At 55.9% G+C, this 19242-nt stretch carries 22 protein-coding genes and 1 tRNA gene; 14 read left to right on the plus strand and 9 right to left on the minus strand.

Annotation, left to right across the window (positions count from 1 at the left end; genetic code table 11):
• The first annotated feature begins 54 nt into the window (after nt 1-54).
• The 6 genes from KBW81_RS14965 (at nt 55) to KBW81_RS14990 (ending at nt 5120) form a co-directional block, all read left to right on the plus strand.
• Nucleotides 55-131 (plus strand) — tRNA-Arg (locus KBW81_RS14965).
• 155 nt (nt 132-286) lie between these two features.
• Nucleotides 287-1141, plus strand: a complete 855-nt coding sequence (locus KBW81_RS14970; protein ID WP_254247717.1) for a hypothetical protein — start codon at nt 287-289, stop codon at nt 1139-1141.
• A 41-nt stretch (nt 1142-1182) separates the two neighbouring features.
• Nucleotides 1183-1611: a MobC family plasmid mobilization relaxosome protein gene (locus KBW81_RS14975; protein ID WP_254247718.1), complete on the plus strand. Its 429-nt coding sequence runs from the start codon at nt 1183-1185 to the stop codon at nt 1609-1611.
• Nucleotides 1605-3137: a relaxase/mobilization nuclease domain-containing protein gene (locus tag KBW81_RS14980; RefSeq protein WP_254247719.1), complete on the plus strand. Its 1533-nt coding sequence runs from the start codon at nt 1605-1607 to the stop codon at nt 3135-3137. Before KBW81_RS14975 ends, KBW81_RS14980 begins: the two co-directional genes overlap by 7 nt.
• Nucleotides 3138-3153: 16 nt before the next feature.
• Entirely contained in the window at nt 3154-3438 is a 285-nt protein-coding gene (locus KBW81_RS14985; RefSeq protein ID WP_254247720.1) for a hypothetical protein, read from the plus strand.
• 152 nt (nt 3439-3590) lie between these two features.
• Nucleotides 3591-5120, plus strand: coding sequence for a DUF6883 domain-containing protein (locus KBW81_RS14990; protein WP_254247721.1), 1530 nt, complete (start codon nt 3591-3593; stop codon nt 5118-5120).
• Nucleotides 5121-5378: 258 nt separating this feature from the next.
• On the opposite strand, the gene KBW81_RS14995 is transcribed toward KBW81_RS14990, so the two are convergent.
• From KBW81_RS14995 to KBW81_RS15015, 5 genes are all read right to left on the minus strand, one after another.
• The gene (locus KBW81_RS14995) at nt 5379-5954 is read right to left on the minus strand and encodes a hypothetical protein (RefSeq protein ID WP_254247722.1); all 576 of its coding nucleotides are present in this window, start codon (nt 5952-5954) and stop codon (nt 5379-5381) included.
• Nucleotides 5955-6044: 90 nt separating this feature from the next.
• Entirely contained in the window at nt 6045-7211 is a 1167-nt protein-coding gene (locus KBW81_RS15000) for a GmrSD restriction endonuclease domain-containing protein (protein WP_254247723.1), read from the minus strand.
• 13 nt (nt 7212-7224) lie between these two features.
• Nucleotides 7225-8382, minus strand: coding sequence for an adenine-specific methyltransferase EcoRI family protein (locus KBW81_RS15005; RefSeq protein ID WP_367305303.1), 1158 nt, complete (start codon nt 8380-8382; stop codon nt 7225-7227).
• A gap of 98 nt (nt 8383-8480) precedes the next feature.
• A complete protein-coding gene (locus KBW81_RS15010) occupies nt 8481-8768 on the minus strand; it encodes a hypothetical protein (RefSeq protein ID WP_254247725.1) in 288 nt (95 codons plus the stop codon).
• 15 nt (nt 8769-8783) lie between these two features.
• Nucleotides 8784-9188 carry a helix-turn-helix domain-containing protein gene (locus KBW81_RS15015; RefSeq protein WP_254247726.1) on the minus strand — a complete coding sequence of 135 codons (405 nt, stop codon included), beginning with the start codon at nt 9186-9188 and terminating at the stop codon, nt 8784-8786.
• Nucleotides 9189-9298: 110 nt separating this feature from the next.
• Between KBW81_RS15015 and KBW81_RS15020 the strand changes: the two genes are divergently transcribed.
• Together KBW81_RS15020 and KBW81_RS15025 are read left to right on the plus strand one after the other, a co-directional pair.
• Nucleotides 9299-9517: a MerR family transcriptional regulator gene (locus KBW81_RS15020; RefSeq protein WP_254247727.1), complete on the plus strand. Its 219-nt coding sequence runs from the start codon at nt 9299-9301 to the stop codon at nt 9515-9517.
• Between the two features lie 215 nt (nt 9518-9732).
• Nucleotides 9733-10827: a tyrosine-type recombinase/integrase gene (locus KBW81_RS15025; protein ID WP_254247728.1), complete on the plus strand. Its 1095-nt coding sequence runs from the start codon at nt 9733-9735 to the stop codon at nt 10825-10827.
• Nucleotides 10828-10925: 98 nt separating this feature from the next.
• On the opposite strand, the gene KBW81_RS15030 is transcribed toward KBW81_RS15025, so the two are convergent.
• Together KBW81_RS15030 and KBW81_RS15035 are read right to left on the minus strand one after the other, a co-directional pair.
• The gene (locus tag KBW81_RS15030; protein ID WP_175499171.1) at nt 10926-11660 is read right to left on the minus strand and encodes a winged helix-turn-helix domain-containing protein; all 735 of its coding nucleotides are present in this window, start codon (nt 11658-11660) and stop codon (nt 10926-10928) included.
• Nucleotides 11602-11883: a hypothetical protein gene (locus KBW81_RS15035; RefSeq protein ID WP_372803682.1), complete on the minus strand. Its 282-nt coding sequence runs from the start codon at nt 11881-11883 to the stop codon at nt 11602-11604. Before KBW81_RS15035 ends, KBW81_RS15030 begins: the two co-directional genes overlap by 59 nt.
• Before the next feature lie 162 nt (nt 11884-12045).
• Between KBW81_RS15035 and KBW81_RS15040 the strand changes: the two genes are divergently transcribed.
• The 5 genes from KBW81_RS15040 (at nt 12046) to KBW81_RS15060 (ending at nt 16420) form a co-directional block, all read left to right on the plus strand.
• Entirely contained in the window at nt 12046-12453 is a 408-nt protein-coding gene (locus KBW81_RS15040) for a hypothetical protein (protein WP_254247729.1), read from the plus strand.
• Between the two features lie 58 nt (nt 12454-12511).
• Nucleotides 12512-13150, plus strand: coding sequence for a ribonuclease HII (locus KBW81_RS15045; RefSeq protein WP_254247730.1), 639 nt, complete (start codon nt 12512-12514; stop codon nt 13148-13150).
• 89 nt (nt 13151-13239) lie between these two features.
• Nucleotides 13240-14352 carry a site-specific DNA-methyltransferase gene (locus KBW81_RS15050; RefSeq protein ID WP_090186155.1) on the plus strand — a complete coding sequence of 371 codons (1113 nt, stop codon included), beginning with the start codon at nt 13240-13242 and terminating at the stop codon, nt 14350-14352.
• Between the two features lie 202 nt (nt 14353-14554).
• Nucleotides 14555-15322, plus strand: a complete 768-nt coding sequence (locus KBW81_RS15055) for a DUF2189 domain-containing protein (RefSeq protein WP_254247731.1) — start codon at nt 14555-14557, stop codon at nt 15320-15322.
• 66 nt (nt 15323-15388) lie between these two features.
• Nucleotides 15389-16420, plus strand: coding sequence for an NADP-dependent oxidoreductase (locus KBW81_RS15060; RefSeq protein ID WP_254247732.1), 1032 nt, complete (start codon nt 15389-15391; stop codon nt 16418-16420).
• Nucleotides 16421-16423: 3 nt separating this feature from the next.
• Here KBW81_RS15060 and KBW81_RS15065 read toward each other — a convergent pair whose 3' ends face one another.
• The gene (locus KBW81_RS15065) at nt 16424-17566 is read right to left on the minus strand and encodes an alkane 1-monooxygenase (protein WP_254247733.1); all 1143 of its coding nucleotides are present in this window, start codon (nt 17564-17566) and stop codon (nt 16424-16426) included.
• 45 nt (nt 17567-17611) lie between these two features.
• Nucleotides 17612-18664: an A/G-specific adenine glycosylase gene (mutY, locus tag KBW81_RS15070; protein ID WP_254247734.1), complete on the minus strand. Its 1053-nt coding sequence runs from the start codon at nt 18662-18664 to the stop codon at nt 17612-17614.
• Nucleotides 18665-18722: 58 nt separating this feature from the next.
• On the opposite strand from mutY, the gene KBW81_RS15075 reads away from it, so the two are divergent.
• On the plus strand, nt 18723-19238 hold the full coding sequence (locus KBW81_RS15075; protein WP_090186141.1) for a DUF721 domain-containing protein: 516 nt from the start codon (nt 18723-18725) through the stop codon (nt 19236-19238).
• Nucleotides 19239-19242 lie beyond the last annotated feature (4 nt).

A 19242-nucleotide genomic window follows, 5' to 3' on the forward strand; every position in this document is an offset into this window, starting at 1 on the left:
GCCTGCCGCCACCCACGTTGACCAATCGCGCATTTCAAGGCAATGACGTGTCGTGGTCCCGTGGCTCAATTGGATAGAGCAGCCCCCTCCTAAGGGGCAGGTTATTGGTTCGAATCCAATCGGGGTCACCAAAAACACCTTTAAAATATGACTTATTTACAGTGCATTGTGCAGAAGCTTGCAGAAAGTCCCGTGAGCTTTCGCGCCGAATTCTGCTGAAACGGCGGAAATCTCGTACAAAACCTGTACAAAATTCGCACGTCTTTGCCCACTTCGGGGCGATCCAATGAGCTGGCGGGTTGCGAATACATGCGCGGAACGGAAGTTCGGCAGCGCAACGCGCAAGCAGATCATCATGTTTCTGGCCGACAAGGCGAGCGACGATGGCTCGGGCATATGGTGCTCCAAGGGCACGATCCAACGGCATACCGAGCTGGGGGAGACAACAGTCAAGCGAGCCGTGCGAGCGTTCCTTAAGGAAGGCATCCTCGTCGAGACCGGCGCACGCTCCTGCAAGAACGGATTTACCGTCGTCTACCGGATCGATCTGACCAAGGTCGAGGCGCTGGAACCGACCGCAGAGCCCGAGATTGAGACGGGGTCCACAGTGGCCCCCGTCCAGACTGGACCCGGTACGGGGGCCATTGTGGCCGGGGTACCGGGGCCACCACGGCCCCCAAACCATCCTAAAACCATCCTAAAACCACCTACGCGCAAGCGCGAGGCGGCGGTGGATGAAGAAGCTGAGAAGATTCTAGTAGCCTATCCACCTGACCGATTGCGGAGCAGAGCGGCCTGCCTTGCCCAGATTGAAGAGGCCATGAAGGAAGGGATCAGGCCGGAGGACTTGCTGCGGGCCGTCCAAGCCTACGCCACCGACAGCGCAGGTTTCACCCGCTCCAAGGTCTGCTTTTCCGACAACTGGTTTCAGTCGAGGCGTTGGCAGGCCTATGTCGAGAAGCGGGCGGAAGACCGGGAGAGGGCGGCAGCGTTGCAGGCTGACCACCATGCGCGGTTGGCCTGCTGGATCAGTGATCGCAGCCCGATGTGCAAACACATCACGGCGACCCAAGTTACGGCGTTGCTGGCCTCAAATCTGGTGACAGAGGCTCAAATCCACGCTGCAGGCCTCGGATCATGACCGCAACCGATCCGACAGAAGAGCAAACAGCAAGGCGACCCATGTCATACGCTGACGCTGCTGACACGGGACCTTGCGAGGGGCGGCAAGCCTCCCCTTCGAACCCCACCGGCGCGGGAAAAGCCCCCGCCAAAGAGCCACTGGCTGAGACCTTCGTCTTTCGGTGCACAGCGGCAGAGAAGGCCCAGTTGCGCGCCAAGGCCGAAGCCGCTGGCTTGCCTGCCGCGACCCTGTTGCGCGAGGCCTTGGGCCTGACGGAAGCCCGCCGTCGCAAGCCCATCCCTCGCGTCGACCCCGCTCTGGTGCTGGCCGTTGGGAGCATCGGCGGCAACCTCAACCAGATCGCGCGCTGGCTGAACCGCGCGATGCTGGTGGGGCGCGTTGATCTTGACGCGCTCACCGTTGCCCGCCGCTTGCTGACCATCGAACGCCAGCTTGCCCAGATCGTCGAGGCCGCGCGCCGATGCTGATCAAGTTCTTCCGCAACGGCAAAGGCGCGGGCGCTGGCCCAGTTGGCTACCTCGTGGCGGACAAGGTGCTGGCCTATGACGACAACCGCGACTTGATCCGCGACGCAGACGGCCAGCCGATGACGGTCACGCGCGAGCCACTGCCCGAGGTCCTGCGCGGCAACCCCGATCGCACCGAAGCCTTGATTGACGCCAGCCGCCACCAGTGGACTTACCGCGCGGGGGTGATCAGCTTTGCCGCCGAGGATGCGCCGACCGAGCAACAGCAGGCCGAGGTCATGGACCACTTCGAACGTCTGGCCTTCGCGGGGCTGGACCCGACGCAATATGAGATGCTTTGGGTCCGACATACCCACGAAGACCGTGTTGAACTTCACTTCTGCACACCGCGCTTGGAGCTGACCTCAGGGCGGAGCCTGAACATCGCGCCGCCCGGCTATGAGAAGGCCTTCGACAGCCTGCGCGACGTCATGAACCAGCGCCACGGCTGGGCCGATCCGATGGAACTGGAACTGGCCCAAGAAGTCCGCGACACCATCGAGACCCCAACCCGCGCCCAAGGCCGCGACGAGCTGCACGCGTGGCTGCAAGATCAGATCAGCGTCGGCCTGATCACCGACCGCGCAACCATGATCGATGCCCTCACAGATGCGGGTTTTGACCTGCCACGTGTCGGCAAGGCCTACCTAACCGCCCGCGACCCCGACACAGATGAACGCTGGCGTTTGAAAGGAGAAATCTTCCATGAAGACTGGCAAGCCGACCCGGCTGAGCGAGAAGCTGAACGCGGAACTGGACACGATCCGGCAGGACTACGCCGCCTCGCTGGCATCGCAATTGGAGAGCTTCAGGACCGATTTGAACAGCATTGCGACCAACGCGCAGCGTACAATCGAGACCGATACCCGCACCTTTCTGCGACAGAACAAGAGATGGCTGACGATCTCGCCTTGGCTGATCACGGGGACGTTCTTGGCGGGGATCGTCTCGATGATGGCCGCGAGCTTGCTCTGGACGCTGATGCTGGCGAACTCGGAACTGACGGACTTGGGCCTGACGCGGATCGACAGAGAGGACGGGACATGGCTGGTTCTGGACCCGACCAAGACGCGCCTGAGGACCTGCACACTAGGCGGCAGGTCAGTGACCTGCATCAAGATCGAGGAGAACTAGATGACGACACCCCTGACAGCCTTGGAACGCGACTTGCTCGCCTGCGTCGAGCGGTTGGTGACGGCCTGCGAAGTCTCAGCAAAGGAATTGAGCGGGTTAGAGGAACGTTCGACGATCAGGATACAGAGCCAGATAGATGGATTGGCCGCCTGCGTGTCGGTGCTCATTCAATCGCAAACAGCGTCCGTGGCTGCATTGCACGGTTTGTTGAGCGAGGGCTCGAACTACGGGAGGCTGCGCACGCAACTCGAGACCAGCTTGAAATTAGTGAAAGCCGCCGAAGAGAGGTTGAGCGAGACTTAGATAACGCCCGCGAGCGGGAAGCTGACATCAGCCACGGTTACGGGTTATAAATTGAGAGGAGGAAATATGCGCTTGGACCACCAGAGTTTCACAATGAGTTTTGCTCAGGCTCGCGATATCTGCATCGACTATCGCGACTACCAGAAAGTTGACTGTCTGCCTTCTGGTATCGCGATAACGGCCATTGCAGGCGTTTGGGGAGACAACGTCAATATCCGTTGCTTGTTTGAAGATGGTGACGGCAATCGGTATTTACGCAACATTCGGCGGTGGGGCGATGCAGGTTATATCGTCAAGGAACTAGGGCTTGATGCAAAGGATATAAAAGCTGGGCAAACTTTTCAGTTATGACGGCTAGTTGCCCTAATTAAAAAAAGTGAGTGGTAAGCGCCGTCGATGGCACTTTCGAAGTCCTGTCCCTTGATTCAGGCTAGACTTGCTGAAGATCAGTAGCCAATGTTTTCAAAACCTTACTACCAATAAACTGGCGGAGTACCTGACTAATGACGGCTTTCCTCTTTGATGAAGATCATCCAGACCTCGAAATGATTTTTGGACCTCAATGTGCGGCGCCAATAATCAATGCAATCGAAGACTCGGGTGATATGCCGCCGCTTCGGATATTGCGTGGTTCACTTTTGCACAGCAGATATTGTTACGACCTCGCTGAGGTAACACTAAGAACCCAGGAAAAAGTAACTGACGGGATTAGCGCGAGTACATCCGGACAAACGCTAAAGCCTGATATGGATCATTTCTTGACTATCATCTGCGATCTTGCTGAAACAATGCATTCTAGCGGTTCGAGTATGACGGAGGACGAGCTTCAAATCGCTTTGGCCAAAAAAAATATTTGGGTAGTTGTATTACAAGCTCTTCCCGAAAGCTGCCTCCCGGCTATCGAAAAGCCATTGAGCGAATTTGGTCCCTACCTTGGTTGGATAAAGGTTGACTGGGACAATCCAGTACATATGGACTTGTTCGGTGGGTCACTATTCAACGACATGTTCATCGACAAAGATGGTCTCTGCAAACTTAGTGATTGGCCCTTGGGCTCGGAAGACAGAGATGAAGAGGAAGCGTTGCTGTCGGAGTATGGATCGCGATCCACGCCAAGACTGTTGGACTATCTAACATTTCAAAAAGCTGCTCCAAAACTACTTGAAGCGGGTGAACCCAGTGATAGGGCGCAACTGGCAGTAAAACGGATTTTAGGTGAATTGCCCAACCACCGGAAAAAGATTGGGAAAGCACTTTCGCAAGACAATTTTGAGGCGGTCGGGGATTTCCGAACTTTTTCGACTTCTAGGCCAGAGGATGGTATCCATTTTTTCGTACCCGAAGAGAAGTTAACCAAATACCTGCTTAAGCTAGATCATCCGGTTGGTGGCCCCAAAGCCCGCTTTTTCATAGAGACTCTTGAGATTCTACCAGAAGATTGGCGCTACCTCGCAGATCAATTTTGTCAAGCAGCGCAGAATTCAGATTTTTATCGGTTAGATGTCAAACAATATGGTGTAATGCACGGTGCGGTAGTGTTGGTAACAGGAAGAAATGGACGCGTCGCGACTGTTGAAACTGGTTGGAAACTCGAACAAGATGGCCCGGCAATACTTGTAACGGCGTATCCCACAGATAAAGGTAAGACGTCAGAACTTTTACCCGTGAAAAGCAGAGTGCCCTCCTTGAGCACACCAGATCCAGAACGTTGGGCAGAAATTCACAAGTTGGCCCATGAAAATGGAGTTCAAAGAGGCAATGCAAAGAATCCTACTCCAATGGTTTTGGAAAAGTGGGGAACAATTTGGGAAGGGCAATGTGGATTTGGTTGGGTTTTACTTCCAAATGCTAGGGCACCTTTCGCCCGTTGGGCACTTAAATCTAATATTGGCTTTGCATCGAGGCCCGGAGTGCAAATCAGTTCAAAGCTGCCAACGCAATCAATCGAGAAGAATTTGGCATATGCGGAGGGCTATGCGGAAGTTCTTAAGGTAAATGGAATCGAGTGCTGTACTGAGAGTCGTCTTGACTGACCTGTTTGAGGTGAAGGATAAGGTGCGTCAATGGCGTTACGGCAACATCTGTCAAGCTCCGACGAGTGGATAGTGCGCTTGTATTCATTGACATTTAACCCCTCTGTGGCTATGTACATCTTCATAAGGACACCAGATCGACTGTGAGGTTCCTTCCGCAACGCAAGTTGTCCAACTGGAATAGTGGATAAGGCCTAGGCCGAAGAGAGCGTCGAGATAACCAAGGAGTTGCCTGCAAAGGTGGCTCCTTCGGTCGTTCTAGCGTCTGAAATATTTGACTTTTTTACCCATGAGCGCCTGACTGATGACCACAGCGATCTTGACCTTTTGGCCGTTTTCCGGCTGCGGGCGGTGGTGGGCGCTTTCGACAAAAAGACGCAGCTTGTGGCGAATGCCATCGAATCTGCCCTTGTGAGGCTTAAGGATGAAAAAGGCGGTGTAGGCCGTTCCGTCGTCCAGCATCATCGAGGCGTTATAGGTGCCGTAGTTCCGGTCCGATGGCGTGAGGTATAGCCGGTTTTGAGGCAGCGTTCCCAGCAGCCCCGCCAGATCAACCGAGGCAGCGAACCTTTGCGGACAAAAGGCGCGAGGCCGTGTTCCATCCATGACCTGCATCTGGCCAGCGTGGGCGGCGGGATCAAAGGTTCTGGTCCAGCAATGGCAGGAATATTCGACAAGAATGTTCACCCGGTCGCCTTTGGGCAGATCGACGGTCAGAATATGCGGCGCAAGATGGGGAACGTGAAGGCGGGTGCTTTCGATCACCTGCGCCGTCACCTCTGCGCCGCTGGTGTCTCTCAGCGTACCGTCCGGACCCAACACATGCCGCGTCATATGTTGACCTCAAGCAGCTTGGCCGCTGAGCTAGAACGATTCATCTTTGATCTAATCCAACAGATGCCAAGGCTCAACATCCGGTCTATATCACCGATTGCCTTTGGCGCGGTTGTGCGTCTTGCAGAGCATTTCGCAATTCGCTGCGGAGGTCGCCCCACCCTTGCTCCAGGCGGAAACGTGGTCAGCTTCCATCTCTTTTATCAACCATATCTTCGCTTTGTTGGCATCATGGCCCAGTGCGCAGAGCGAGCAGTTTGAGGTAGTCTTGGCCTTTGCGGTCTTGGTCTGCTTTTCATACACAGACCTTTTCGTAGGCTCCTCAAAGACCCGAATATCCAATAGTTTGGAATCCTTAGAGCCTCCCAGAACGTACTCAAACACACCGCGCCTGTTCTTGACGAATGCGTCCCCGTACAGACGCTTGACCTCGGCAGAAACGGCGGCGGGGTCATAGGATGTCTTGTGGTGGCTTTCATACAGCCGGCCCCATTCTAGTCCTTGCATTTCCTTCTCAACGTCCGTGAAGACGCTCGAAACCCAGTCGATAACGCTATCGAAATAGTTTTTCAGCTCGGTGATGATATTGTCTGTGCGATGGCCGCTCATGTAGGTGCCGATATCGCCCTTACTCACCCAATCCAAAGCGCGTTCAAGGAAGTCTTGCCGGTTGGCACTACCCTTGATGTAAGCGCTCCATTTTTGGATGTTTGCATTTTGGCTGTTGCTGAACTCGGCCTTGGCGAGTGTTACAAACGGACCAGAATAGATAGCATTCAGAAGCTCTTGAGGCTTAAGCGGGACACCCGCAATGTTGATCGTTTGAAACCACTGCTTGATTTCCGTCTCTGTACCTTCGCAGACGTAGATCAGCATCTTTGCTTCAAGGATTAATGCCTGTTGGTCCTTGGGAAGGCTGTCAAAAGTCTTGGGATTGCCGCCATCCATGATGGCAAACTTGTTGGTAACAAACCGCCCAATGCTGGTAATGCGTTGTTGACCGTCCAGAACCTCGAATTTTTCGTCAGCTACCTTGTTGAAGTAAATCAAACCCAGCGGATAACCCTTCAACAGGGACTCAATGACGGCCTGTTCACGTTTGCCATTGTCTTCGGCGTAGATGTAATTGCGCTGATACTCAGGCTGGATCGTCAGCTTTCCGGCCAGCCCGAACAGCCCTTTTCCTTCGAGCTGGTTGTAAACAAAGCCGTCGCAAATATCGGCAACGCTGATGTCGGTTTTAAGGATGGTTTTCACTTAGAGAATGCTTTCATTTTCGGTGCCGTATCAAAATACGTTTGTAAATTACGCGAGGACTTGGGTCGAAAAGGCCAAGCATCCTCATTCCTGGGCTATAGTGTCCAGTTCCTCCGTTTGCACGATACGCATCGATGAAGTCGCGGCCTAATTGGCTCACCCCAAGTTCACGCATCATTTTCCCGTCGTCGCTGTTGCCTACTATTTCAAATTGATCCGGATTATATTTGTTCAGAAACGTGACGGGTACGCCCATTATGCCATCGTAGTCACTTGGGATTTCTTTGTAGGTCCCGACTTCAAGAGCGTCAAAGTTCATATATCTCGAGTAACTGTCTTTTTTTGCTAAGCTCTTGCTAAACTTCAGATTATCGGCCTGTGTCATTAGGCTAAGTGGTTCATGGCGACGACCATGATCCAGATTCGTATACCAGCAAGATGTGGATACGCGAGCCATTTTTTTTCCAGTCTCTTCATTGATATGATGGTATTTTTTCCATTCATCGGGAACTTCAAAAAACATTCCAACATTGAAATTCGTACACCCAAGCCAAAGCGAGTTGGCCTTTATCAGCGGAAACACTTCCAAATACGTAATTGCGTTTGTGTTCCCGATCACAAGAAACTTCTTCTTGTGTTTCGTTAGCAAGGCAAGGAACTCCTTGAAAAGTGAAAACGGGGGGTTAGTCACCACGATGTCTGCTTGCTTGAGCAGTTCAATGCACTCTTCGCTTTGAAAATCACCTCCACCCTCAAGAGGCCTATGTGAATGCGGATTGCGTTCAAGAAATAGCTTCACATCTTCGATGCCAACCGCGCCATCCCCATCAAGGTCAGTCACTTCTTCAATTTCAACACAGATGGCCTTTGGCTTTTCCCGTTCGCCATTTCCTTCGGTGTATTCATCAAACGTGATCTGCCCACCAGCAATCAATGAGCCGTCGTAGCTGGTGGAGATAAGCTTGCGCAGGCCGAGCCGGTTGAAATTTGCAGCGAAATACTTGAAGAAATTGCTTTCAAAAGGGTCGTCGCAGTTACAGTAAACAGTCTTGTTGCGAAACGTATCAGGGTCATACTCAAGATACGCCTCAACTTCTTTCTGGATGTCGACATATTGAGTGTAAAACTCGTCTTTCTTTGCCGTCTTCGCTGCGGTTAAGCCGAGGTTCAAAGAATTTCCTTCTGACGCCATGTTGGTTCCAACTTCATTTTTGTAGGCGTGTTGTAGGTTAGCGATTCAACCTAAACAATGCGTTTCGAGCTTCGGCCTTACTGGCTATCAAAAATGGAAAGTTCTTTGCGCCGATGCTTCATCAATATGCGCAAAAGCCTCTGCGCGATGACAATGCCGATAGGGCCAAGAACAACCATGACAACGTAAAGGGAGCGTGCAATGTCCCAAGTTGTTTGGCTTGACGTGGCGATCAGAGCAATCACGCCGCCAAAAAACAAGAACGCGCCTGATATGCCGACTTGCCGCGCGAAGGTGAGTATCTCTTGGTCGCAGGCGTCCAAGTCGGGTTTTGCGACTTCGGGCTGGTGAAATGTATCAGTCATGTCAGTTTTCCCTTCTTAGAGTGTGTCAAAATAGTTGCTGGCGATCTGCGCAGGCGTTTCACCAGTCTGTGCAGACTGGGCGGCGACAAAACCGATGATCTTGCCGAGCTTGGCAATCGGTAGGTTTGTTCCGCGATCTTCAGCTTCGGACAAAACGGCGATTGCGCTGGCCTCAGCCAATTCGGGGTCGTTGTTCTTGTGGATCTTGCCGCGCCCTGCCAGCAGCCATTCAAGATCCACTCTGAACGCTTCGCTGATGTTGAGAGCCGTAAGCGCGGGCAATTCCCGTTTTTCCTGCTCATAGTTTTTATACGCACGGTCAGACACATCGATGGCCGCAGCCATAACGGGCTGAGTAATATCATTTATTTTGCGAATTTCTCGCAAACGAAGACCAATCCCGCTCAAGTCCGTTGACAAGATGCACCTATGAGTTATTAATTCACCCATATGTACACTTTTGGAGTGATTTGGGCGATCCTGTTCACTCTTGCAGTGTTTTCAACTGAAATCCAACGGAAAGGTGAGCCGTGACCAAACCTCTCGAAACACCAAAGGAGCTGGCCGAGCGAGTCGGTCTGCCCGTGACCAACATACGATATCTGATCCGTGAAGACATGCTGGATCACATCTACACGGCACCTGGGCGGCGCAACCCCAAGATCCCCAAAGGGGCTTGGGAAAAGTACGTGGCCCAGTTCACGGTCAAAGCCGAACCCAAAACCGCGAACTCGCGGTGGAAAGGCTAAGTCATGTCTAGCCAAGATGCAGTCGACGGTTCTCAAATCCTTGGGTTAGGGAAGACACCCTCTCAATGGGTCGAAGTCATGGCCGGTATGGGGATTGATATTTCGGAGCGAACGCTTCGCGAGCGTGCCAACGAAACGGGCGCTTTCTACCGCCTCGGACGGACAATGCTGATCACGCCCGCACAGATCGACAAGATTTTTGAAGGAGGTCAGCCATGCCGCTCCAAATCTACAAGAGGGGCCGTTTCTACTGGGCCAAGGGTTGGATCGAGTACAATGGCAGGCGTATCGCAGGCCCATACCGGCGAAGCACTAAGGCATCTACAGAAGCAGGCGCGCGGGACTGGATAACACTTGAGACCGAATTTCAGATACGCCGCCATGTGGTTGGCGACGAAGTCAGTAAAACATTCTCTGACGCCATCCTGCTCTACAACGCATCCAAAGATGATGCGAAGAGGCTCATTCCGATTGTGCAAGAAATCGGCGACATGCCGCTAAACACCATCTCGGGTGCATTGTTGAAAGGGCTCGGCCCAAAATGGAAACCGATGGCTTCGACGGATACGTGGTGGCGGGAGATTGTCACACCTGCGAGTGCGGTGATCAACAACGCGCACGAGTTGATAGGAACGCCTCTGATCAGAGTGAAGCCCTATGACAAGTTCGAACGGATCGCGCAGGACAAGCGCCGAGGGAAGCCAAGCCGAGTTGAGCGCAAACCGGCGGATAAGGAATGGATCGAGGCGTTTTGTAGTGCCGCTGATCCGTACAACGCCGCGTTGGTGCGGTTCATGTTCGAGACAGCAGCGCGGATCGATCAGGCGGTCTCGCTGGAATCTGATGATCTGCGGCCTGCAGAGAACAAGGTGAGGGTGATGGCTCAGAAAGGGCATCCAGAAAGCTGGATAACCGTTTCGCCCGAAATGATGGACGAGTTGCTGGCCTTGCCACCGAAACGCCCAAAGAACCGCAAGACCGGCAAATTCATGAAGCCGCGTGTGTTCGGCTATGGCAGCTCGACAGGCTACAACACGCGATGGAAGACCATCTGCAAGCAAGCGGGCATTCAGTACCTGTCAGCGCACCCAGCAGGACGGCATGGGTTTTTCACTGAATTGGTTGTGCGGCAAGGCGTCGACCCAGTCACAGCGGCCAAGGCTGGACGCTGGTCAGACCCCAATTTGCCCATGCGCATCTATGCCCACGCAGAGACAGATGAGGCCGATGTCAGGGCCCGTTTTCGTACAAACCATGTACAGACGGACCCTGTACAAACAATCAAACAACAGAAATCAAAGAAGGAATAGCGCTATGAACGGTTCCCTCCTAAGGGGCAGGTTACTGGTTCGAACCCAGTCGGGATCACCACCTTCAGATCGCATCGCAAAAATGACACCAACTGGCGTCAGACCATGCGGATGACGTCCTTGTCGATTGCCAGCATATAGCCTTTGCGCGCGATGTTTTTCACGAGAAGTTCGCTGACCATTTGATTGCCCAAGGTATCGCGCAGGCGCTTAATACGCGTTGCACCGGCTGCTTCGTCGCAGTCGGACGCGTCACGGCCAGAGATGACGCCTTCGATTTCAGCGCCAGATAACACCTCGTCGTCCATCCGCGCCTCTGCCAGCACGGACAGCGTTTCAATCGCCGCGGCGGTCAGCTTGAATTCGAAGTTGTTCAGGTAAACCGATCCCTGATCGCGGCTGATCAAAAGCGAGTTTACCTCGATCCCCTTGCGCTCAATTTGGCCCATGCGCCGCGTCAGCCCGATCAGCATGACCAAAAACGCGATCGCAGCGACCAGAAGCGCCGTCGAGAACACAAGCAGCACGAAAATCACAAAGCGATAGGATGACAGCGTATCGGAAAACGCGGTGCCGGAACCTGCGAGGATTTCCAGCAGCTTAATCTCTGCCCCAGTGGTCAGGTTGTCGTTCGCGATGAACAGCTGTTCGACCCGGGCGTTGAATGCGTTAGCATCTGGCAGGTTGACGAACAAAAGCACGGCAGCAGCCGCGAGGATCAGAACGATACCGATGATCCCGCCGACGACAATCCGATTGCCGATCTCGCGCGCCTCAGTAGCGGAGGAAATACTCACCAGCGGTGCCCTTTCTGCTGTCCAGACCGTTTGCATCAAACACGCCTACGATCGTCAGCAGAGCCCAGCCATCCGCCGCCAACCGCGGCGCAATGGCCGCTTGCGCGTTAGGCTTTGTGCATTCCCCGGACACCTGCGCGACGCCGTAGTGCAGGCGCAGCGGGTTATCTTGCTTTGCCTTATAATCGGCATAGCAATCGGCCTGGGCTGCAGTCGCGCCCAAAAGACCAGCAAGGATTAGGGGAATAAGCTTTTTCATCATGGTGCGATCTGACGTGGATCCGTCGTGTTATGCAATATCGTCCGATGGTATCGCGCGCAGACCGACATTGCCAGCGGATGATATCGCCTGTCAGCGGTCAATATGACCATCCTGTTTCCATATATGGCGCGATCAGTGCCCATCGCAAAAGGGAACACGATGTTTAGGATATTGATATTGGCACTTGCCATGGTTGCCGTAGCATTTCCCGCCGCCGCGGACCAAGGCCGGAATGGCAAAAGCTGGCGCGAGCTTGTGACCGAGCAGGGGTATTTACCCGGCCACGGGCGCGGCAAAACAGGACCACCGCGGGTTGCACCGCCTGTCGTGGTCGCGCCGTCGTTCGGCAATAGCCGCACACGTCAGTCACTACCCGCCACATGCATTGATGATATCGAAACACGGGACGGGTGGCGGCGCATTTACGACCGCGACTGCCTTGCCGATTGGGGCACCGACACCCGCGCACTGCCGCGAATCTGCAATGTGCAACTGACGACATGGGGCGGCATGCGCCGCGGCTATGACGCGCAATGTCTGGTTGATGCAGGCTATCGTCGCCGCTGATGTCCATTTGGCGCGGGCAGGACTTCCCCCTGCCCCGCCGCTGCGGCATCATAGGGGCATGACACGCATCCCCCCCGACCTGCATTTCGAAGACACCGCCCGCGCCGCCGGATACGCCCATATTGCGGGCGTAGACGAGGTCGGGCGCGGCCCGCTAGCTGGCCCCGTCATGGCTTGCGCCGTGATTCTAGACCACGCGCAGATTCCCCCCGGCCTTGGCGATAGCAAAGCGATCAGCGCAAAGCGGCGCGATGCCCTGTTTGACCTGATCCCAAACGTGGCAATTGTTGGGTACGGCAGCGCCTCGGTGGAAGAGATCGAGATATTGAACATCCTTGCGGCAAGCCAACTGGCCATGACCCGCGCGCTGGCGGATTTGGCGCAACCTGCGGATTTTGCACTGATAGATGGCAACCGCATGCCTCCAAACATGCCCTGCCCCGGCCAAACCATCGTAAAGGGTGATGCCAAATCTTTATCGATCGCTGCGGCCTCAATTATGGCCAAAGTGTGGCGAGACCGTCTGATGGTGGGATTGGCGCAACAGCATCCGGGCTATGGCTGGGCACGAAACGCCGGATATCCGACCGCCGAGCACCTAGAGGGACTGAAATGTCACGGTGTCACTCTACATCATCGCCGCACATTCGGTCCGGTACACAAGATGTTGTGGCAAGATAAAATTCGCGATGAATAAAGCAATTTATCCATTGCCTCTGAAAGCCGCAAAAGGTCATCTTAACCTCAATCAACGAGTGGAAAAATCCACCGGGATAGAGGCAGAGCATGACAATAAAAACAAAGGCCCAAAAGGGCCTAACGCTACCGCTTAACCAAATTTTGGATGGCGATTGCATCGAGCTTATGAACAGTTTGCCAGAAGAGTCAGTCGATCTGATCTTCGCAGACCCACCCTATAACCTGCAACTGCGTGGCGATCTTCATCGCCCGGACAATTCCAAAGTCGACGCCGTCGATGACCATTGGGACCAGTTCGAAAGCTTTGCTGTTTATGACAAATTCACCCGTGATTGGCTGAAGGCGGCACGCCGCCTGCTCAAGCCGAATGGCGCGATCTGGGTCATTGGCAGCTACCACAACGTGTTCCGTATGGGCGCAGAGCTGCAGAACCAGGGCTTCTGGATCCTGAACGACGTCGTCTGGCGCAAGTCGAACCCGATGCCGAACTTCCGCGGCAAGCGGCTGACCAACGCCCACGAGACGCTGATCTGGGCCGGCAAGTCCGAGCACAGCAAATACACCTTCAACTACGAAGCGCTGAAAGCGCTGAACGAAGGCATTCAGATGCGCAGCGATTGGATGCTGCCGATCTGCACCGGTCACGAGCGGATCAAGGACGAAAACGGCGACAAGGCGCATCCGACGCAAAAGCCTGAAAGCCTGCTGCACCGCGTCCTGCTGGGCACCACGAACCCCGGCGACGTGATCCTTGACCCCTTCTTTGGCACAGGCACCACCGGTGCTGTCGCCAAGATGCTGGGCCGTGATTTCATCGGCATCGAGCGTGAAGAGGCCTACCGCAAGGTCGCGACCAAGCGCATCGCCAAGGTGCGCAAGTTCGACAACGAGGCGTTGCAGGTCAGCACTTCTAAGCGGGCAGAGCCGCGCGTCGCCTTTGGCGTGCTGGTCGAACGCGGCATGCTGCGTCCGGGCGAAGAGCTTTACTCGCTCAACGGGCGTCACACCGTGAAAGTCCGCGCTGACGGCACGCTGAGCAGCGACGACATGAAGGGATCGATCCATCAGGTCGGCGCCCATCTGGAAGGCGCACCCAGCTGCAACGGCTGGACCTATTGGCAGTTCAAGCGCGAAGGGCAACGTGTGCCTATCGATCTTCTGCGCCAGCAGGTCCGTGCCGAAATGGCAAAACACGCATAGATTTCAACAGTTACCGCCGGTGCCTTTGACGTGATAGCCCCACATGGGCTTTCACGCGGGCACTACCTTTGCCCCGTCTCTTCTTTGGAAGGACGGGGTTTTTTTTCGTTCTCGATCTGGGTTACGAGCATGATACAGATCAAAGCCCGCGCTGGATCACACCCCTACGCTTTGCGCATCCACAACCGAATGGAACCTGCCCATGACCGCCCCAGCGCCGCAGTCTGCCCCCATGCCGCAGGTGATGCGCCTGCATCTGACTGATTTGCGGGATTGCCTGCGTGCCGGCTGGGCCGATTACCGCGCGGCACCGCTGTTCGGGCTTTTCTTCAGCGCAATTTACGTCGTGATCGGCAACGCCTTGTTCCAGATGGGCGCAGGGTTTTTCACATGGACGCTCATCCTGTCGCTTGGCTTTCCGCTGATCGCACCGATCCTTGCCGTTGGCCTGTATGACGTCAGCCGCCGGTTAGAGCGCGGCGAAGTACCCCGCTTTTCGCAAGTCTTGCCGATCATCTGGCAAGAGCGTACCCGCCAAGTCCCTTGGGCAGGCGTCATCATTGTGACGTTCTTTCTGTTCTGGACGTTTCTGGCCCATATGTTGTTCGCCCTGTTCATGGGGCCATCCGTGCTGCTGGGCCCGCCGGACGATCTGCAAAGTTATCTGAATGGCACTGGCCTGACGATGATTGCAGTCGAACTGGCCGTCGGTGCGATAGCCGCGTTTTTGCTGTTCAGCCTCACCGCGATCAGCCTGCCCCTGTTGCTGGACCAAGAGCTAGACTTCGTCACCGCAATGCTGATCAGCCTCAAGGTCACCCGCGAAAATCTGCTAGTGATGTGGGTCTGGGCCACGATCATCGCGGTCCTGACACTTGCGGCGCTCATCCCATTGCTGCTTGGTCTACTTGCAGTGCTGCCTGTGCTTGGGCACGCCAGTTGGCACCTGTATCGTCGCGCCTTGTCCTGACGAAAGCCTTTCCAAGCCCGCAGCGCAGGCTACTTTATGCGTGACACAGACTAAAGGAATACCCCAATGACCACCGCCACGCAGATCGTTCTGGCCAGCCGCCCCAAAGGGTCGCCGACGCTTGAAAACTTCCGCACCGAAACTGTGACCCTGCCCGCAATCAAGGACGGCGAGTTCCTTGTTCGCGTCATCTGGCTATCGCTAGACCCCTACATGCGCGGCCGGATGGACGACGCTAAATCCTATGCCAAAGCGGTCGAAATCGGCGGCGTTATGGAAGGCGGCACCGTGGCCGAGGTGATGGAAAGCAAACACGAAGGCTTTCCCGTCGGCAAGATTGTCGCCGGTGCCTTTGGTTGGACCAGCCACGCCATCAGCAACGGCGAAGGCGTGCGAATCGTTGATCCGGGCATCGCCCCGATTTCGACCGCGCAGGGCGTTCTGGGCATGCCGGGTATCACCGCTTGGGTTGGCTTGAATGACATCGGCCGCGCCAAGGACGGCGAAACCATCGTGGTGTCTGCCGCGACAGGTGCCGTGGGCGGCATGGTTGGGCAGCTGGCCAAGACCAAAAACATGCGCGTCATCGGCGTCGCAGGCGGCGCGGACAAATGCGATTACGCGGTCAAAGAGCTCGGCTATGACGTCTGCCTTGACCACCGTGCTTTGGACGCCAAGGCGCTAACCCAAGCCATCGCAGACGCCGCGCCGAACGGCGTCGACGTCTATTTCGAAAGCGTTGGCGGCAAGACGCTAGAGGCCGTGCTGCCAAACATGAACACCTTTGGCCGCATCGCAGTCTGCGGCATGATCTCTTGGTATTCGGGCCAAGGCGTTGCAGAGGCGCAGCCCCTGCCCGCCGTCTGGCGCAACATCCTGACGCGCCGCCTGCTGGTCGAAGGCTTCATCATCTTTGATCACTTCGAAAAGTTTCCGGACTTCATGGCCCAAGTCGGCCCACTGGTTGGCGACGGGCGTATCACCTTCAAAGAAGACATCGCCGAAGGTCTAGAAAACGCACCGCAAGCGTTCCTAGATATGCTGGGTGGTGGCAACTTTGGTAAACAAATGGTCCGCGTCGGTGCCGATCCGGCCTAAACCCTAACGCGGCCACGGATTGGTTGCGGCCTTATAGGCGGACCAATCCGTGATATGCGGATAGTACTGGCGGCGCCAGGCACGGACCCTAGGGTTCATGGCGCGCCGCCACAGCGGCGGCACCATCGCAACAAACCCCATCACCGAATACCCATAGGGCAGCTGCGGCGCATCGCTGGCGTCATATGTTTGCAGCAACGGAAACCGGCGGTCGGGCTTGTAGTGGTGGTCAGAATGGCGCTGCAAATTGATCAGCAACCAGTTCGACACCTTCTGTGCGGAATTCCACGAATGGTGCGGTTTGACGTATTCATATTTGCCGTCGCCCAGATGTTCGCGCGTCAGACCGTAGTGTTCGATGTAATTCACCAGTTCCAAATGCCATGCCGCGACAAAGGCTTGCCACAAGAACAGCGCAAGCCCTAGCCAGCCACCAATGATCAGTGAGAGCGCCAGAAACCCGGCCTGCAGCGCCCAGTAGCGCCAAAACGGATTGCTAAGATCCGTCCAAGGCAGATTCTTGCGCGCCAGCATCGCCCGTTCCGCCTTGAAGGCAGAAGTATAGCATTGCCGCAGCACGCGCGGGAAAAAGCGGTGAAACCCTTCGTTATAGCGGGCGGTCACCGGGTCGCGCGGGGTGGCGACGTAGCGGTGATGGACCAGCAAATGTTCTGACCGGAAATGCGAATACAGTGCCATCGCCAGCAGGATATCGGCCATGTTGCGCTCAATCTTGGGCTTTTGGTGCATCAGCTCGTGACTATAGTTGATGCCAATCGTGCCCGTGATCACGCCCATGCCAAAGAATAGACCGACCAGTTCCCACCCGCCCAGATGATCGGCGCGGGTCGCGTAGTACATGACACCAAACAACGTCGCTGCCTGCAGCGGGGCCCAGATGATCGTGATCAGGCGATACCACCAAAGTTGATCATCGGGCGTAGACGTATCGGCGTTCGCCTCGTTTAGGCCTGCGAAAATATCAATGATGCCAAACAGATACCACGTGCACAGCGGCAACAGGAAAACGGCCCAGCCACCCCAGACCGCACTGATCCACGCAATTGGGATCAGCAGCAGCGACAGCCAGAACGGCAGCGCAGCGGATAGGCGAGCAATCGGGGGCGTGGCTGCAGTTGCGGTCAAGGAATCCTCTTTCACGGCCTTTTACCCCAAAATTGCGGCGATATATCAGTCAAATGGTAAAGAATCCGCGACCAGATCAAAGACCTTTCGCATCACAGTGGGAAGTGCCGTTGGGGAAAAGTCGTTATGCGGCACAAAATGCCCCCGCGCGGGCTGTGCATTGCCCGGAACGCGCGTCCAAAGAATCGTCAACTCTAAATGAAAATGCGTAAAGGTATGCCGCGCCGTCGCATCCAACTGCTGCCATTCCGCATTCAAAGGGGGCGCAGGTTGTGGATCATCCGACCAGTCTGATCCAGCAAACCCAAGCATCCCGCCCAGCAACCCCTTGGGATCGCGCGTTTCCAGCAACCAAGCGCCGTCATCGCGGCGCACGACGTAAGCAATGCCGCGCCGCACGGGCACAGGCTTTTTCGGAGTCTTCTTTGGCAGCACAGGGGCCGTCCCCGCAATGCGGGCCATGCAATCATCGCGCAGCGGACAAATACCGCAAGCTGGCGATTTTGGCGTGCAGATTGTCGCCCCTAAATCCATGACCGCCTGCGCATAGTCGCCGGGGCGTTCCTGCGGTGTTAGCGCCTTAGCCAACGCCATCAGCTCTGGCTTGGCAGCAGGCAGCGGCGTGTGCACGTCGTATAGCCGCGCCATGACCCGTTCGACATTGCCGTCCAGCACGGTTTCCGGCTGATCAAAGGCAATCGCAGCGACAGCGGCGGCAGTGTACGGGCCAATGCCGGGCAGGGTCAGCAGCATGTCATGATCAGGCGGAAAGACGCCGCCATGATCGGCCACGACAGCCCGCGCGCATTTCAGCAAATTGCGGGCGCGCGCATAGTATCCAAGCCCCGCCCAAGCGGCCATCACATCCGCATCCTGCGCCGCGGCCAGATCGGTGACGGTGGGCCATAACCCCATGAACTTGCGCCAATAATCGCGCACTGCAGCGACTGTAGTTTGCTGCAGCATCACCTCTGACAACCAGATGCCATAAGGGTCTGGCAGTGCACCCGCTTTGCGGTCCGCAGGGGGCACACGCCACGGCATGGACCGGGCGTGGACGTCGTACCATTCGAGCAGTTGCAACGATCGCTCACGCATTGTTCATGCCTCCTCGCACTGACTTGGCGTGCGGGGTGACATAGACTAAACGGTGATGATGAAACAGCCTCACCGCACGTCCTCTACTCGCGGTTTTTCCCGCGCCGTCACGCTGATGCAGTCGCGCATCCGCGCGGGCAGTGAAGGGCGTGGCTTTGCGGAAACGCGGCTGCTGACCCATTGGGCTGAATTTGTGGGCGAACAGGTGGCCAGCGTGGCGACGCCTGTGAACGTCAGCTATGGCCGCGGCGCGCTGGGTGCTACCCTGACGGTACTGACGACTGGTGCCAATGCGCCCATGCTGGAAATGCAAAAGGTGCAGATCCTCGAAAAAGTGAACGCCTGCTATGGCTACCGCGCCATCGCGCGGGTGCGCATCACACAGACCGCCCCTACAGGCTTTGCCGAAGGGCGCGTGGCCTTTGCGCCCGCCCCTAAAGCCCCCGCAGCACCCGACCCCGTCATGCAAGACCGCGCCCGCGCGGTTGCAAAAGGGGTCGCAAATGACGACCTAAGGACAGCACTGGAGGCATTGGCCGCCAACGTCCTGTCGAAACCGAAAAACAGAACCTGAGGTA

This window comes from Loktanella salsilacus (genome assembly GCF_024206795.1).
Taxonomy (GTDB): Bacteria; Pseudomonadota; Alphaproteobacteria; order Rhodobacterales; family Rhodobacteraceae; genus Loktanella; species Loktanella salsilacus.

What these genes read in the sequence shown, in the direction of transcription:
- KBW81_RS15075 (WP_090186141.1), top strand. Translation starts at nt 18,723, where the DNA reads ATGAAACAGCCTCACCGCACGTCCTCTACTCGCGGTTTTTCCCGCGCC.
- KBW81_RS15060 (WP_254247732.1), top strand. Translation starts at nt 15,389, where the DNA reads ATGACCACCGCCACGCAGATCGTTCTGGCCAGCCGCCCCAAAGGGTCG.
- mutY (WP_254247734.1), bottom strand. Translation starts at nt 18,664, where the DNA reads ATGCGTGAGCGATCGTTGCAACTGCTCGAATGGTACGACGTCCACGCC.
- KBW81_RS15055 (WP_254247731.1), top strand. Translation starts at nt 14,555, where the DNA reads ATGACCGCCCCAGCGCCGCAGTCTGCCCCCATGCCGCAGGTGATGCGC.
- KBW81_RS15045 (WP_254247730.1), top strand. Translation starts at nt 12,512, where the DNA reads ATGACACGCATCCCCCCCGACCTGCATTTCGAAGACACCGCCCGCGCC.
- KBW81_RS14990 (WP_254247721.1), top strand. Translation starts at nt 3,591, where the DNA reads ATGACGGCTTTCCTCTTTGATGAAGATCATCCAGACCTCGAAATGATT.
- KBW81_RS15030 (WP_175499171.1), bottom strand. Translation starts at nt 11,660, where the DNA reads ATGCAAACGGTCTGGACAGCAGAAAGGGCACCGCTGGTGAGTATTTCC.
- KBW81_RS14975 (WP_254247718.1), top strand. Translation starts at nt 1,183, where the DNA reads ATGTCATACGCTGACGCTGCTGACACGGGACCTTGCGAGGGGCGGCAA.
- KBW81_RS15050 (WP_090186155.1), top strand. Translation starts at nt 13,240, where the DNA reads ATGACAATAAAAACAAAGGCCCAAAAGGGCCTAACGCTACCGCTTAAC.
- KBW81_RS14985 (WP_254247720.1), top strand. Translation starts at nt 3,154, where the DNA reads ATGCGCTTGGACCACCAGAGTTTCACAATGAGTTTTGCTCAGGCTCGC.
- KBW81_RS14995 (WP_254247722.1), bottom strand. Translation starts at nt 5,954, where the DNA reads ATGACGCGGCATGTGTTGGGTCCGGACGGTACGCTGAGAGACACCAGC.
- KBW81_RS15025 (WP_254247728.1), top strand. Translation starts at nt 9,733, where the DNA reads ATGCCGCTCCAAATCTACAAGAGGGGCCGTTTCTACTGGGCCAAGGGT.
- KBW81_RS15040 (WP_254247729.1), top strand. Translation starts at nt 12,046, where the DNA reads ATGTTTAGGATATTGATATTGGCACTTGCCATGGTTGCCGTAGCATTT.
- KBW81_RS15010 (WP_254247725.1), bottom strand. Translation starts at nt 8,768, where the DNA reads ATGACTGATACATTTCACCAGCCCGAAGTCGCAAAACCCGACTTGGAC.
- KBW81_RS14980 (WP_254247719.1), top strand. Translation starts at nt 1,605, where the DNA reads ATGCTGATCAAGTTCTTCCGCAACGGCAAAGGCGCGGGCGCTGGCCCA.
- KBW81_RS15035 (WP_372803682.1), bottom strand. Translation starts at nt 11,883, where the DNA reads ATGAAAAAGCTTATTCCCCTAATCCTTGCTGGTCTTTTGGGCGCGACT.
- KBW81_RS14970 (WP_254247717.1), top strand. Translation starts at nt 287, where the DNA reads ATGAGCTGGCGGGTTGCGAATACATGCGCGGAACGGAAGTTCGGCAGC.